Origin of the sequence: Paraburkholderia sp. EG286A, from assembly GCF_040965375.1 — a bacterium.
GTDB lineage: Bacteria > Pseudomonadota > Gammaproteobacteria > Burkholderiales > Burkholderiaceae > Paraburkholderia.
This window is the reverse complement of the sequence record NZ_JBFRCB010000003.1, coordinates 835228-849240: the sequence shown is the minus strand read 5'-3', so window position 1 is coordinate 849240 and position 14013 is coordinate 835228. Positions and strand designations below refer to the sequence as shown.

Annotated in this window: 10 protein-coding genes; 3 read left to right on the top strand and 7 right to left on the bottom strand. The window is 68.3% G+C overall.

The features are described 5' to 3' along the window. Window positions 1–26: 26 nt before the first annotated feature. The 5 genes from xdhC to AB4Y35_RS16585 all read right to left on the bottom strand — a co-directional run bounded on the left by xdhC (window position 27) and on the right by AB4Y35_RS16585 (window position 7585). Window positions 27–1085 carry a xanthine dehydrogenase accessory protein XdhC gene (xdhC, locus tag AB4Y35_RS16605; protein WP_342924128.1) on the bottom strand — a complete coding sequence of 353 codons (1059 nt, stop codon included), beginning with the start codon at window positions 1083–1085 and terminating at the stop codon, window positions 27–29. 118 nt (window positions 1086–1203) lie between these two features. Beyond that, on the bottom strand, window positions 1204–3588 hold the full coding sequence (xdhB, locus tag AB4Y35_RS16600) for a xanthine dehydrogenase molybdopterin binding subunit (RefSeq protein WP_368705119.1): 2385 nt from the start codon (window positions 3586–3588) through the stop codon (window positions 1204–1206). Beyond that, on the bottom strand, window positions 3585–5141 hold the full coding sequence (gene xdhA, locus AB4Y35_RS16595; RefSeq protein WP_368705118.1) for a xanthine dehydrogenase small subunit: 1557 nt from the start codon (window positions 5139–5141) through the stop codon (window positions 3585–3587). Before xdhA ends, xdhB begins: the two co-directional genes overlap by 4 nt. 394 nt (window positions 5142–5535) lie before the next feature. Further along, entirely contained in the window at window positions 5536–6066 is a 531-nt protein-coding gene (locus AB4Y35_RS16590; protein WP_342924131.1) for a disulfide bond formation protein B, read from the bottom strand. Between the two features lie 139 nt (window positions 6067–6205). Then, a complete protein-coding gene (locus AB4Y35_RS16585; protein WP_368686692.1) occupies window positions 6206–7585 on the bottom strand; it encodes an amidase in 1380 nt (459 codons plus the stop codon). Between the two features lie 213 nt (window positions 7586–7798). Here AB4Y35_RS16585 and AB4Y35_RS16580 point away from each other — a divergent pair, with 213 nt between their 5' ends. From AB4Y35_RS16580 to AB4Y35_RS16570, 3 genes are all read left to right on the top strand, one after another. Beyond that, window positions 7799–9556 (top strand): cation:proton antiporter, encoded by a 1758-nt coding sequence (locus AB4Y35_RS16580; RefSeq protein WP_368705117.1) that lies wholly within the window; start codon window positions 7799–7801, stop codon window positions 9554–9556. Between the two features lie 133 nt (window positions 9557–9689). Then, window positions 9690–11057, top strand: coding sequence for a gamma-glutamyl-gamma-aminobutyrate hydrolase family protein (locus AB4Y35_RS16575; protein ID WP_368705116.1), 1368 nt, complete (start codon window positions 9690–9692; stop codon window positions 11055–11057). Between the two features lie 262 nt (window positions 11058–11319). Continuing rightward, the gene (locus tag AB4Y35_RS16570; protein ID WP_368705115.1) at window positions 11320–12027 is read left to right on the top strand and encodes a DUF2968 domain-containing protein; all 708 of its coding nucleotides are present in this window, start codon (window positions 11320–11322) and stop codon (window positions 12025–12027) included. A gap of 88 nt (window positions 12028–12115) precedes the next feature. Here AB4Y35_RS16570 and AB4Y35_RS16565 read toward each other — a convergent pair whose 3' ends face one another. Beyond that, the gene (locus AB4Y35_RS16565) at window positions 12116–12988 is read right to left on the bottom strand and encodes a hypothetical protein (protein ID WP_368705114.1); all 873 of its coding nucleotides are present in this window, start codon (window positions 12986–12988) and stop codon (window positions 12116–12118) included. Between the two features lie 170 nt (window positions 12989–13158). Further along, complete coding sequence (locus tag AB4Y35_RS16560) at window positions 13159–13689, bottom strand: N-acetyltransferase family protein (protein WP_368705113.1); 531 nt, start codon at window positions 13687–13689, stop codon at window positions 13159–13161. Window positions 13690–14013 lie beyond the last annotated feature (324 nt).

The window sequence follows — 14013 nt, the reverse complement described above, 5'->3', positions numbered from 1 at the left end:
GCTTATGGGTTCTTCAGTGTTTGACATCACGCGGAATGGGTGGCGGGGGCATGCGCCGCGCTGGCCAGCTTCGCCGCTTCGATCGCCTGCAGCAGCTGCGCGGCGGCCGACACGGCGATGACTTCGGGCGACTTGTCGACGATGCCGTCCACGCCGAGCGGGCAGTTCATGCGCGCGATCTGCAGGGGATCGATGCCGCGCGCGGCGAGCCGGTGCTCGAACTGCTTGCGCTTCGTATGCGAGCCGATCATGCCGAAGAACACGAAGTCGCCGCGGCGCAGGATGCGCTCGGCGAGGTCGAGGTCGCGCGAATGATCGTGCGTCATCACGATGAAGCTCGTGCCGGGCGGGGCCGTGTCGACGGCTTCGTCGGGCGCGTCGTTGGCGTCGATCGCGACGTTGGGCGCGTTCAGCAGCGCGAACGCCTCGGGCGTCGGAAACGCGGCGTCGCGCTCGTCGACCCACAGCACGCGGCAGGGCAGCGTGCCGAGCACGCGCACGAGCGCCGCGCCCACGTGGCCCGCGCCGAACAGCACGACGGGGAAGTCGTTCGGCGCGATGGTTTCGGTGAGGAGCAGTGCGCCGCCCGTTTCCCACAGCAGGCAGTCGGGCGCTTCCACGCCCGGCTCCGGCTCGGAAAGCATGGCCGGATCGGCTGCGGTGCCTTCACCTTCCGGGCTCCCGTTCCGCGAGGAGCGAAATGATACGCTACGCACGGTCGACGCGCCTGCCGCGAGGCGGCGCGCGAGCGTGGCGAGCCAGCCGAGGTCGGCCACGTCGAGGCGCTCGAACGCGAGCACCACGGCGCCGCCGCAGCACTGGCCGAGGCTCGGCCCGAGCGCGAGGCGCTCGAGGCGCCGCGCGTGCGGCGTGCGCATGCCGTCGCGCAGCACCTGGCGCGCGATTTCGATGGCCTTCCATTCGAGGTGGCCGCCGCCGATGGTGTGGCGGGCCGCTTCGCGCGTGACGATCATCTTCGTGCCGGCCTCGCGCGGCGCCGATCCCTCGACGCGCGCAACGGTGACCAGCACGGCGGCGTCGCCGTGCGCGAGCAGTTGCTGCAGATCGGAAAGCCAGGTTTGCATCTGGCGCTTCTCCCTACGGGGCGGCACGTTCTTGCCTGTGCCGCCGGTTAATCTTCGTGGCTTCGCGCGGGCTGCGCTTCGCGGTTGGAGTGTGCGAGGCGCCGGCAGGTTCGCGCGGTCAGTCCATTTTGCGGTGGTTTTCCCGCAGTGCGTCCAGCGCATCGAGTATCGCCTCAGGCGTCGCGGGCGCGCGCAGCGGCGCGGCCTCGCGCGCCTCGGGCACCGCCGCGCCCACGGCGTCGCGAATCGCGAGAAATACCGAGAACGGCAATAGCAGCGGCGGCTCGCCCACGGCCTTCGAGCGGAACACGGTCGGTTCGACATTGTCGTTGCCGCCGCGGCGATAGAGCTTCACGTCGAACGCCTCTGGCGTGTCGCTCACCGCCGGAATCTTGTAGGTGGACGGGGCATGCGTCATGAGCCGTCCGTCGCGGTTCCACCAAAGCTCCTCGGTGGTGAGCCAGCCCATGCCCTGAATGAAGCCGCCTTCCACCTGGCCGAGATCGATCGCCGGATTGATCGACTGGCCCGCGTCGTGCAGCACGTCGGCACGCACGAGCTTCCATTCGCCCGTGAGCGTATCGACGACCACCTCGGACACCGCCGCGCCATAGGCGAAGTAGTAGAACGGATGGCCGGTCAGCGTGCGCGCGTCCCAATGCACTTTGGGCGTGGCATAGAAGCCATCGGACCACAGTTGCACACGCTTCATGTACGCGAGTTCAACGCATTCGCCAAAGGCGATCGCCTTGCCGTTCGCTCGCACCAGGCCATCTTCGAACGCGACGTCTTCAGGAGTGCCGCCGTATTGTGCAGCGGCGAACGCCGCGAGGCGCGCGCGGATCGTGAGCGCGGCATCCTCGGCGGCCTTGCCGTTGAGGTCGCTGCCCGTCGAGGCCGCCGTGGCCGACGTATTGGCGACCTTCGAGGTATCGGCGGCGCTCACGCGCACGCGTGCGAGCGGCAGGCCGAGCGTGCCCGCGACGACCTGCGCGACCTTGGTGTTGAGCCCCTGGCCCATCTCGGTGCCGCCGTGGTTCACGAGCACCGATCCATCGCGATACACGTGCACGAGCGCACCCGCCTGGTTCAGATGCGGCACGTTGAACGAGATGCCGAACTTGACCGGCGTGAGCGCCAGGCCGCGCTTGAGCACGGGGCTCGTGCGGTTGTACGCGGCGATGGCCGCGCGGCGCTCGTGATAGCGGCTCGACGCGAGCAGTTCGTCGGTGAGCGGCGCGAGCACGTTGTCCTCCACGCGCTGGCCGTACGGCGTGACGTCGCGCTCGCCGATGCCGTAATAGTTCGCGCGCCGCACATCGAGCGGATCGCGGCCCAGCGCCCGGGCGATCTCGTCGAGCATCACCTCCATCACGAGCGCGCCTTGCGGGCCGCCGAAGCCGCGAAACGCGGTATTCGACTGCGTGTTCGTCTTGCAGCAGAGCGCGACGATTTCGACGTCCGGCAGATAGTAGGCGTTGTCGAAGTGACAGACCGCGCGCGTGGCGACCGCGCCCGAAAGATCGGCGGAATAGCCCGCGCGCAGCGCGATCTCCACGCGCGCGCCGAGCAGCCTGCCTGAGTCGTCGTAGCCCGCTTCGTATGTGTAGAGCGCATCGTGGCGCTTGCCGGTGATCATGAAGTCGTCGTCGCGATCCGCGCGCAGCTTCACGGGGCGCTGCAGCTTGTGCGCCGCGAGCGCGGCGACACACGCGAACAGCGCCGACTGCGATTCCTTGCCGCCGAAGCCGCCGCCCATGCGCCGGCATTCGCAACTCACGCGATGCGCGGGCCAGCCGAGCAGATGCGCGACGACCTGCTGCATTTCGCTCGGGTGCTGCGTCGAGCTGTAGACGAGCATGCCGGTCTGCTCTTGCGGGAGCGCGTAGGCCACCTGGCCTTCGAGATAGAACTGCTCCTGGCCGCCCACGGCAAACGTGCCCGCGAGGCGATGCGGCGCAGCGGCGAGCGCCGCATCGGGCGCACCGCGCACGAGACGCAGCGGCGGCAGCACGTAGTGCTGGCGCGTGCGGGCCTCTTCGATGCTGAGCACGGGCTCGAGCGGCGCGTAGCGCACGACGTCTTCGCTCGCGGCGAGCGCCGCGGCGCGGCGCGCGAGTTCGTGGCTCGTGGCGATCACCGCGAACACGGGCTGCCCGAGATATTGCACGACGTCGCTCGCGAGCACCGGATCGTCGTGCACGACCGGGCCGCAGTCGTTCTCGCCAGGGATGTCGGCGGCCGTCAGCACCGCAAGCACGCCCGGCGACGAGCGCACGCGTTCGAGATCCAGCGCGACGATGCGCGCGTGCGCATGGCGCGCAAGGCCGAGCGCCGCGTGCACGGTGCCGTGCAGTTCGGGGATGTCGTCGGTGTAGCGCGCCTCGCCGCTCACGTGCGCATCGGCGGATTCGTGCGGCAGCGGCGCGCCGAGCGCGCGCTCGTGGGCGTGCTCATCGCCTTTCTGCGGGCGCATGACGAGCGCTTCGGCCTGATCGTTCATGGCGTGACTCCGGCGGCAGCAATGCCCTGGCCATCGTCGTCGCCTTCGGCGAAAGCGAACGCGTTGACGTCGCACAGCGCGAGTGGGGACTCGTCGCGCGTTTCGAGCCAGCAGCGCCACAGCAGATTGCGCGCGACCTTCAGGCGATAGGCACCGCTCGCGCGCATGTCCGTGAGCGGCTGATAGTCGGCGGCGAGCGCCTCCATCGCGCGCTGCGCGCCGGCTTCGTCCCAGCGTGCGCCGGTGAGCGCGGCTTCGGCATGCGCGGCGTGCTGCGGTATCGCGGCCATGCCGCCGTAGGCGATACGCGCGCTCGCGAGCGTGCCGTCCTCGCGCACGTCGAGTGCAAACGCCGCGCACACCGCCGAGATATCCTGGTCGTAGCGCTTCGAGACCTTGTAGGTGCGAAAGCGCAGTGTCGGCGCGGGGCGGGGCACCTGGACCGCTTCGACGAATTCGCCGGCTTCAAGCGCGTTCTTCTGGTAGCCCGTGTAGAAGGCCGCGAGCGGCAGCGTGCGCACGCGCGCCGCACGGCGCAGCACGAGCGTGGCGTCGAGCGCGAGCAGCGCGGGCATCGAGTCGCCGATCGGCGAGCCGTTCGCGACGTTGCCGCCGAGCGTCCCCGCGTTGCGGATGGGCAGTGAGGCGAAGCGCGCCCACAGTTCCGCGAGTTCGGGGTAATCGATGGCGAGCGCGGCGTAGGCCTCTTCGAGCGAAACGGCCGCGCCGATCGTGAGCGTCTGGGCGTCGCGCGAAACGCTCGTCAGTTCCGCGACGTTGCCGGTGTAGATGAGGTCGCCAAGGTCGCGGAACTGCTTCGTGACCCACAGGCCGATATCGGTGCTGCCCGCGAGCACGCGCGCGTCAGGATGCGCGGCACGCAGTGCCGCGAAGTCGGCGAGCGTGCGCGGCGCGTAGAACGTGCTTGCGCCGTGCACGGCGCCTCGCACGTCGGGGCCGCGATATTCGAAGGTGCCGGTGCGCTGCAGCGCACGCAGCTGCGCCTCGACGCGAGCGCGATCGATCGCCACGCGCGCATGGCAGGTTTCGTCGAACATGCGCAGCGCCGCTTCGATGATCGGCCGGTAGCCGGTGCAGCGGCACAGGTTGCCCGAGAGCGCCTCGTTGATCTCCTCGCGGGTCGGCAGGCCCGCGCCGGCAGGCTGGTTCTCGTAGAGCGCCCACAAGGACATGACGAAGCCCGGTGTGCAGAAGCCGCACTGCGAGCCGTGGCAATCGACCATCGCCTGCTGGACCGGGTGCAGTGCGCCGTCCGGCTGGCGCAGGTCTTCGACGGTGTAGAGCGCGCGGCCGTCGAGGGTCGGCAGGAACTGGATACAGGCGTTGACGGCCTTGAGCGCGAGACGGCCTGCGCTGTCGAGTTCGCCCACGACCACGGTGCACGCGCCACAGTCGCCTTCCGCGCAGCCTTCCTTGGTGCCGCAGGCATGCAGATCCTCGCGCAGATGCTGAAGCACCGTGCGCGTGGGAGGCAGGTCGCGCACTTCGTGCACGGCGCCTCGGTGTAGGAAGCGGATGGTTTGCGTTGTCATGGTGAACCCGGGGACATTGCGGATCAGGCGCGCGTTACGAGAGGGGCGCGCCAACACCGGCCTCGCGCACGTAGATCGCCATCCAGTTCCGAAGATAGCACCGCTTGCCGCAGGAAAGTATTTCCCCCGCAAGATGGGGGTTATGTGAGTTGGGTCATGACGCCGTCATAGCGTGTGTGGCCGTGCAAGGCCACCGCGTGCGGCGAGCGCGCCGGAGGGGCGGGGGAAGGTGCGGAAGTCGTGCGCGATTCGAGCCTGCCGTGCGAGGCTGACGCGCAAATCGCGCTGTCGGGGCGCGCCGCCCGATGGCCGGGCGGCGGATGAGGCGGGTGAGCCGGAAGGGCCAGTGGAGCTTGACCAGGCGCGGCGCGCCTGCGCCGTGCCCTCTAGCCGGTCAGCGGCGGATGCCGGGCCACGACACCTGGCGGCGCCGGTTGCGCCACAGGCTCAGGATCACGGCCAGGAACACGATGATGAAGGCGAGCAGCGACCACACCGGCATGGTCAGGCCGAGCGTCGGCGGATAGGTGGTTTCGCAAAGACCCTGGACCTTGAACACGCCGGGCAGCCAGTGCGCGAACGGCAGGCCATCGACGATGGGCTGCAGCGTGTCGAAACCGCAGCTGTAGTTGGGGAACGCCTGCACCCAGACGAGCTTCGCGGACGCAATCGCACCGCCCACCGCCGAAAGCACCACGAGCGCTTCGAGCACGCGCACGCCGCGCCAGCTCGTCATACGCGCGCCGAGAAAGGCGAAGACCGCAATCAGGATCAGGAAATAGCGCCCCAGGATACACAGCGGGCACGGGTCCTGATGCTCGACATACTGGAAGTACAGGGCGCCGCCCAGGAGCGCGAGGCAGATCAGGCCAAGGAGGACCAGCAGGCCGCGCTCGCGGCGCAACAGCGCGTTATCGTCGTTCATGAGGCTCGTTCGTTCGGGTTATCTGGCGCAGCGCACAGGCGGCTGCGACGGCGTGACGGGATTCTAGCGCGAAGGGTGCGCGCGGCGCGGACGTGTCCTCGCCCGCGCGCAGGGCGTGCTCGAGTGACTCCCGCTCAAATCAGCGCAGCGGCGCGAGCACCGCTTCGACGCCGCGGCCGATGGCGAGCAGCGCGTCATCGTTGTCAGGTGCGCCCGCGAGCATCATCCCGACGGGCGCCGCGCCGTAGTGGTGGCATGGAAGCGAGAGTGCGCAGGCGTCGAGGAAGTTGAACGCGCTCGGGTTGCGCAGCACGAGCGCGTTGGTGCGCGCGAAGACATCGTCGTCGGCGGCAAGCGGGGCGACGGGAGGCGGCGCGATGGGGACGGTCGGCGCGATCACAGCGTCGAAGCGCGACCAGAGGGTCGCCTGGGCCTCGGCCATGACCGCTGCGCGCGCGGCGATCAGATCCAGATAGTCGGCGGCCGTGGCGTGCTCGCCCTTCAGGATGCGCACCAGCACGCGCGGGTCGTACTGGTCCCGATGCTTCGCTATCAGCTCGCGATGCCACGCATACGCCTCCATCGGCGAGAAGCCGATGCGGTTGATTCCCGCGAAGCGCTCGAAGGCGCCAAAGCGGACTTCGCTCACGATCGCGCCGGCCGCATCCAGATGCTTGAGCGCCGTATCGATCGTTTCCGCGACTTCGGGGTCCACGTCGTCGGTCACGTAGTTGGTCAGCACGCCGAGGCGCACACCTTCGAGGTGGCGAGCGGCCGGCACGTGCGGCGCGAGCCCGGCGAGCACGCGGTCCGTGAGCGCGCAGCACGCCACCGTGTTGCCGATCGGGCCGAACGAGTCGAGCGTGGGGGAGAGCGGTACGCCGCCGGTTTTCGGAATCCGCCCGGCGGTGGGCTTGAAGCCCGTGAGCCCGCAGAACGCGGCGGGGATGCGGATGGAGCCGCCGGTGTCGGTGCCGAGCGCGACGGCGGCCATGCCGTCCGCGACCGAGGCCGCCGCGCCCGAGGACGAGCCGCCCGCCACCCGCGCGTCGCCTGCCACGCCGCGGCGCCAGGGCGAGAGCGGCGTGCCGTAGTGCGGATTCAGGCCGAGCCCCGAGAACGCGAACTCGCTCATGTTGGTGCGGCCGACCAGCACCGCGCCCGCATGGCGCAGTCGCGCAACGGCGGTGGCGTCCTCTTTGGCGGGCGCCGCGTTCGCGAGCGCCGTGGAGCCCGCGCGTGTGACTTCGCCTGCCACGTCGAACAGATCCTTCACCGAGACGGGAATGCCCGCGAGCGGCGAAAGCACGGTGCCGGCCGCGCGCAGGCGGTCGTGCGCGTCGGCGGCGGCGCGCACGCGCGCGGCATCGACGTGCGTGAAGACGGTCGCGCCCTGGCCGGCCGGGTCGGCGATGCGTTCGAGCGCGGCTTCGGCGAGCGCACGGCTCGTCGTGCGGCCCGCGGCGAGATCGGCCGCGAGCTGGGCGAGGGGAGGGAACGGGGTAAAAGCGGTGGTCATGGCGGCGGAAGACTCGGTCAATGCGCGGCGGCGCGCTGCGCGAAGTTCAGCGGAGCAGGCGGGCGGGCCGCCGGCGAAGGGCGCCGAGGGCGGGCGGCGCCTGCAAGGGTCGCATCATTGTAGGTCGGCTTTTTTCGTTGCGTGCGATTTGGCTCACGCCGCGCATCGGGTAACATGCGCAGAATCGATAGCTATTTGTAAGGAAAGACCTTCATGCACCACGGAATCGGCTTCATTCAGGATCTGGCAGTCGTGATGGCGCTCGCAGGCGTCGTCACCGTGCTGTTTCATCGCCTGAAGCAGCCGGTCGTGCTCGGCTATATCGCGGCGGGCGTGATCATCGGGCCGTACACGCCGCCGTTCCAGCTCATTCACGACGAGCAGACCATCCAGACGCTCGGCGAGCTCGGCGTGGTGTTCCTGATGTTCTCGCTCGGCCTCGAATTCAGCCTGCGCAAGCTTTTCCAGGTGGGCGCAACCGCCATCGTCGCGGCGCTCTCGGAAATCGTGCTGATGCTGTGGATCGGCTACGAGATAGGCCGCGCGTTCGGCTGGGCCACGATGGATTCGCTGTTCCTCGGCGCGATTCTCGCCATCTCTTCGACCACCATCATCGTCAAGGCGCTCTCCGATCTCGGCGTGAAGCGCGAGCCGTTCGCGCAACTCGTGTTCGGCATCCTGATCGTCGAGGACATTCTCGGCATTGCCATGCTCGTGCTGCTGGGCGGCATTGCGCAAACGGGCGAGCTCTCGCCGGGCATTGCGCTCATCACGCTCGGCAAGCTGCTGCTTTTCATGCTGGTCTCGCTGCTCGCGGGCATCCTGATCGTGCCGCGCGTGCTCGGCTATATCGCGCGCGTGGGCAACGACGAGATGCTGCTCGTCTCGGTGCTGGGCTTTTGCTTCGGCTTTTGCCTGCTGGTCGTGAAGCTCGACTATTCGATCGCGCTCGGCGCGTTCCTGATCGGCGCGGTGATGGCCGAGTCGCGCCATCTGCATCGCATCGAGCATCTCGTCGCGCCGCTGCGCGACGCGTTCTCCGCCATCTTCTTCGTGACGATCGGGCTCATGCTCAACCCGCTCGTGCTGGTCGATTACGCCTGGCCGATCGCCGTGATCTCGCTTGCCGTGGTGCTCGGCAAGCTCGTGTCGTGCGGCCTCGGCACCTTTCTCGCGGGCCGCGACGGGCGCACCGCCATGCGCGTGGGCATGACCGTCTCGCAGATCGGCGAGTTTTCGTTCATCATCGCCTCGCTCGGTCTCACGCTGAAGGTGACGAGCGGCTTTCTCTATCCGATCGCGGTGACCGTTTCGGCCATCACGACGCTCACCACGCCTTACCTGATCCGCATTGCCGATCCGCTCTCGCAGCGCCTCGCGCGCGCCATGCCGCCCGCCGTCTCGAACGTGTTCGGCATGTACAGCCAGTGGCTGCGCTGCCTCGTGCCGCGCTCGGACGGGCCCACGATCTTCTCGCTCACGAAGCGCATCGTCGTGCAGATTGCCGTGAATCTCGCGCTCGTCTCGGCGATCTTCATCGGCGTGTCGTATGGCGCGCGCTACGCGGCGCCGTTGCTTGCGCACTGGATCGGCGACGAGCGCATCCAGCGCGTCGTGCTGTGGAGCGCCGCGCTCGTGCTCGCGATGCCGTTTCTCGTGGCGGTGTGGCGCAAGACGCAGTCGCTCGCGCTGTTGCTCGCCGAAGTGAGCGTGCAGCCGGAGAAGGCCGGGCGCTTTACGCGCGCGATCCGTCATGTGATTGCGGAACTGGTGCCGGTGGTCTCGATGTTCGGCGTGTTCCTGCTCGTGGCGGCGCTCTCGGGGACCATCCTGCCGCCCACGGGCTTCCTCGTCGGCGTGCTGGTGTGCGCGGCGGCGCTCACCATGCTGCTGTGGCGCTGGTGCGTGAAGATCCACGCGTCGATGCAGATTGCGTTGCGCGAGACCTTCGACGAGCGGCCGGATGCCTGACCTGAACGTGTTCGAGGCGCCGCTGGTGTGACGGGATGTGAGCAATTGTGTGCGGGGGTGGCGGCGGCGTGCCGTGCGACGGATAATCAAAGCCTGTTCATTCGTTCGCGCGCCGCGCGCCTGACCCCACGTCATGAGCGATAACAAATCAGACCAACCCGAGGTCCCTGACGGCGCAAGCCGTCCTGCCGATGCCGGTCCTGCCGGCGCCCCCGCGGCCTCGTCCTCTCCTCCCGGTTCTCCCGGCGCTTCTGCTGGTTCTCCCTCTGCCTCGCCCTCCGCTTCGCCCTCTGGGGAAGCCGCGCAACGTGCCTCGACCGATGCGCCCGAAAGCGCTTCGACCGTCACGCCCAGCGCCGGAGGGGCGGCAGCGGCTTCCACGCCCGGTGAATTGCCGAAGCAGCCACCGACGGGGACCACGCCGAGTATTCCGATCAGCGAAACCGCCGAGGCCGGCAAGGCCGCGCCCGCGCCGGCCCCGCATACCGAACCGGCCAGCACTCGCGAGGCGGCCGCGTCTGCTGCGCCGCAACGTCCCGGTGCGGCGCCGGCCGGCTTCGGCCAGGCGCCCGACTTCACGGCGCATCACCCGCCGCCGCCCGGCGCCATTCCGCCGGAACCGCCGCGCTATCTGCGCCCGAGCGATTCGGCCTGGGCGGTGTTCGGCCGCATCGTCGCGGCGCGCGCGCGGCAACTGTTCGACCGCGCCGGTCAGCGGATCACGCAGCGCACGCTGCGCATCGGCGTCTCGGCGCGGATCTTCCACCCGGAGCCGGGCGCGCAAGGGCTGCGCGGCAAGACGCTGCAATACCTGGAGGAATCGATCGCACACTGGGTGATGTCCCGGGACGTCATCGTGTTCATGATCCCGACGGTCGGGCACCAGGGGATGCTGCACCCGAGCAATATCCGCCTGCGCGATTACGCGAAGCATCTCGACGGCCTGCTGCTCCAGGGCGGCGCCGACGTCTCGCCGCAGACGTATGCGGAAATCTCGCCGCGCCCCGAATGGCCGGGCGACCGCGTGCGCGACATGTACGAACTCGAACTGCTGCATGAGTTCGTCGAATCGGGCAAGCCGGTGCTGGGCGTGTGCCGCGGCTGCCAGCTCATCAACGTGGCGTTCGGCGGCACGCTCTATCAGGACATTGCGAGCGACGTGCCCACGGCCGACGTGCACGTGAGCGAGCATTACGACCAGCATCGCCACGCGGTCACGTTCCCGGAGGGCTCGACGTTCGCGACCCTGTTCCCCGGGCGGCGCGAGGCGATCGTCAACTCGATTCACCATCAGGCCGTGAGGAATCTCGGACGTGACCTGACCGTCGAGGCCGTGTCGGCCGGCGACGGGCTCATCGAGGCGGTGCGCTACCGGCGCTCGCCGTTCGTCGTGGGCGTGCAGTGGCACCCCGAGTTCCATCGCGCGGGCGGTCCCGAACTGCTCGACTGCACGCCGCTGCTCGACACCTTCTTGCGAGCCGCGCGCGAAACCCGCTTCTGATTGCCAACCACCGGCGATCACGGCGAATCACAGCAACGCCATCCCGGCCGCGCGCGACCTGCGCGCGGCTTTCTCAATTCGATCTCCTTCCCCGGCGTCCTGCGTGCCTTGCGCCGGCTTTATCCTTGATCGGCGCGCTTTCTGCATAAGACTCGTCCTAATCTTTCGATTCCACTGCTTATCCAGATTTAAGCGTCGTTTTTGAGATTTCCCGGCGGCGATAATGAAGGGTTACTGACAATCCTGAATGGGCCAGGCGGGTATGAAGCACTCAATCACGTTGCGGCGTGTGATGCTCAGCGCCGCAGCATTCGTGCTGCTGCAGCAGGGCACGACGGCATGGGCCGGCACGCCGGTCGGCGCGGCGGACCCGGCCGCCATGTCCGAAGCGGCTGGAGAGCGTGTGCCGCTGGCGGGCAAGATGGCCAACGCGGACGAGCAGGCCAGCGCCGGCGCCGCGCAAGGCGACGTTGCCACGCTCATGCAACTGATTCACGACGCCCAGCTCGTCGAACTGCGTACGACCTATAACGCGAGCTATGGGGCGAGTCTCTTCTTCTACGCGCCGGAGATGACGTACTACGTCGTGCTGTTTCAGACCAAGCACTTCTGGCGCGTGATCCGTTCGCAGGACGAAGCACGTTCCGAGGCGATCTACGCCGACTTCGCGCGGCAAAGCGAGCAGCTTTCCCAGGTCGAAATACGCCGCACGGTGCTCGAGGCGCAAAAGACCTTCATCGAACGCGTGATCGCGATGTCCGAAGAACGCGCCCGCCGCCTGCAGGCCGATCTTGCCATTGCTCGCACGCAGCAGGCGCGAGTCGACGACGACCAGCGCCAGGCGCGGGGCGACGCAGCGGCGCTCAACGCGCAGAAGGCGCAGGCCCAGGCGCAATTGCGAGAGTTGCAGAGGCAGGTGGACGCACTGCAGCGCGCAACGGAGTCGGGCCTGCCCGGGGTGGGGCGCTGAGAGCAACTCGTCCTTGTTCCTGCGAGCGACAAAAAAGCCCGGCATTTGCCGGGCTTTTTTATGGTGCAACGGCGGGTGGCTCTGCGAGTCACTGTGCGAATCGGTCGGGCACCTCGGTGATGCGACGTTGCGAAACATGATCGACCCACGCCGTACTGTCGACCGGCACGGCCGGCGAATTCGATGCGCGTGCAGGGACGTACGTTCTCGCATAGGCAAGGACGGACGCATAGTCGTCGGCGGGATTCGCACCGGTTGACCGTGGCGCATAGCCTTGCGCTTGCGGGGAGGCGCCATGCGCGCGATGTGACGTTGCCGGACGCGCTTCGCGATATGGCGCAAACGCGCGGATGTCGCGACGCGGGTTCGTGCCGCGTTCTGCAACGCGCTGACTGGCACTGCGCTCGACCGCACGCTCATTGCTGAGCGTTTCGCGCTCTGCCAGTCTCGCGGGCGCTGCTTGCTGTAAGCGCGCATCGGCCAGGCGCTGCGAGGTGTCTTGAACCGTGCTCGCATTTGCGCGTAGGGTCGCGTTGCTGCTTGCGCTTGCCGACTCACGCGGCGCATGACTCGCGACGATCCATGCCAGCAGTGCGGCGCCGCCAATCGCGACCGCGCCGCCGGTCAGCCTGCGCTGCTCGAGCGGCGATGTGTGCTTTGGCGTGCTCCCCGCATCTGCGGCTCGCCCGGCGGGTGCGGGAACAGGCGCTGCAACGGGCCTCGGAGGCTGCGAAGCCGGACGGTGATCGTCGCCCCAGCCGACCGCGGCACGAAACGCTTCGGCGCTCAGACACACCGTGCGCATGATGGCGGCATAAAGCGCGCGCAGTTCGGCGCGCAGGCTGAAATGGGGAGGCGTAAGCGCCCATTCCCGGCCAAACGACGCCGGCAAATGGGCCAGCGGGCGAATATGCGGCAACGCGAGCGCGCCTTCGACCTGAACGAACTGAAATGTTGACATCGATCTCTCGCAACCCCGGTCTGGCGACGGCGCCGCGCGGCAATGTCATCGATGGGTCGCCTGCGGCGCATGCAATTAAAGGGATGCCGCCGATCATGACCGTCGCCATTTCGCCGTTCCATCGGAAATGGCTTAAAAGCCTGGGTTCCTTGCGCTGCGTGTCGCGGATTTCACTGGCCGCCGAGCCGGTACACGTAACGCAGTGCCGTGATGTCGATGCCGCCCATGCGGTCGGGCTCCGAGCCCGAATAGGTCCAGCCCTGGCGCTCGTAGAACGCAATCGCGGGCGTGTTGCCGTCGAGCACGTACAGATAGAGCTGCGTTTCGCCCTGGGCGCGCGCCCAGTCCTGCGCCGCGCGCATGAGCCGCTTGCCGACGCCGGTGCCCTGATGCGCCGGCAGCGCATGAAGATTGTCGAGCAGCACGCCCCAGGGGGAGCCCGGCTGGCGTTCGACGCACACGAAGCCCACCGCCGCACCCGATGCCAGCTCGGCGATCAGGACGAGCCGGCGTTCGCCGCCCGGCGCTTCCATGCGCGCGCGCCAGTAAGCCGCGCGCTCGGCGTCGACTTCGCGCTCGAGAAACGCAACGGGCAGCAGCGCGCGATACGTGGCCTGCCAGCTTGCGGCGTGCATGGCGGCGAGCAAGGGAGCATCGGCGACGGTGGCCGGGCGCAGCGTGAGGGCTGGGATTTCGGTCATGCGGATGGCGGACGTGTGGGCGTCTGGATCAGGGCGCGCGTCGGGGGCCGCGCGCCGAGCCCTGCTGCAGGATATTTTGCCCCATTCGAGGACGCTCGCGGCGGGCTCGCCCGCAATGAAAGAATAATGAATCTATATCGTAATAAAAATGGAAGAATTGGCCTTTGTTGATGTTTTTTGCTAGCCTCTTTTAAGGAAATGCCCGAATATCTGAGTCCCGGCGCGTACCGCACAATAAAATGCCCGCGCGCGCGCCCGCGCGACCCTCGCTGACCGCGAGTGATTGTTTTTCACTGTCCCGCGAGCCGCTCAGGCTTCCCGGAC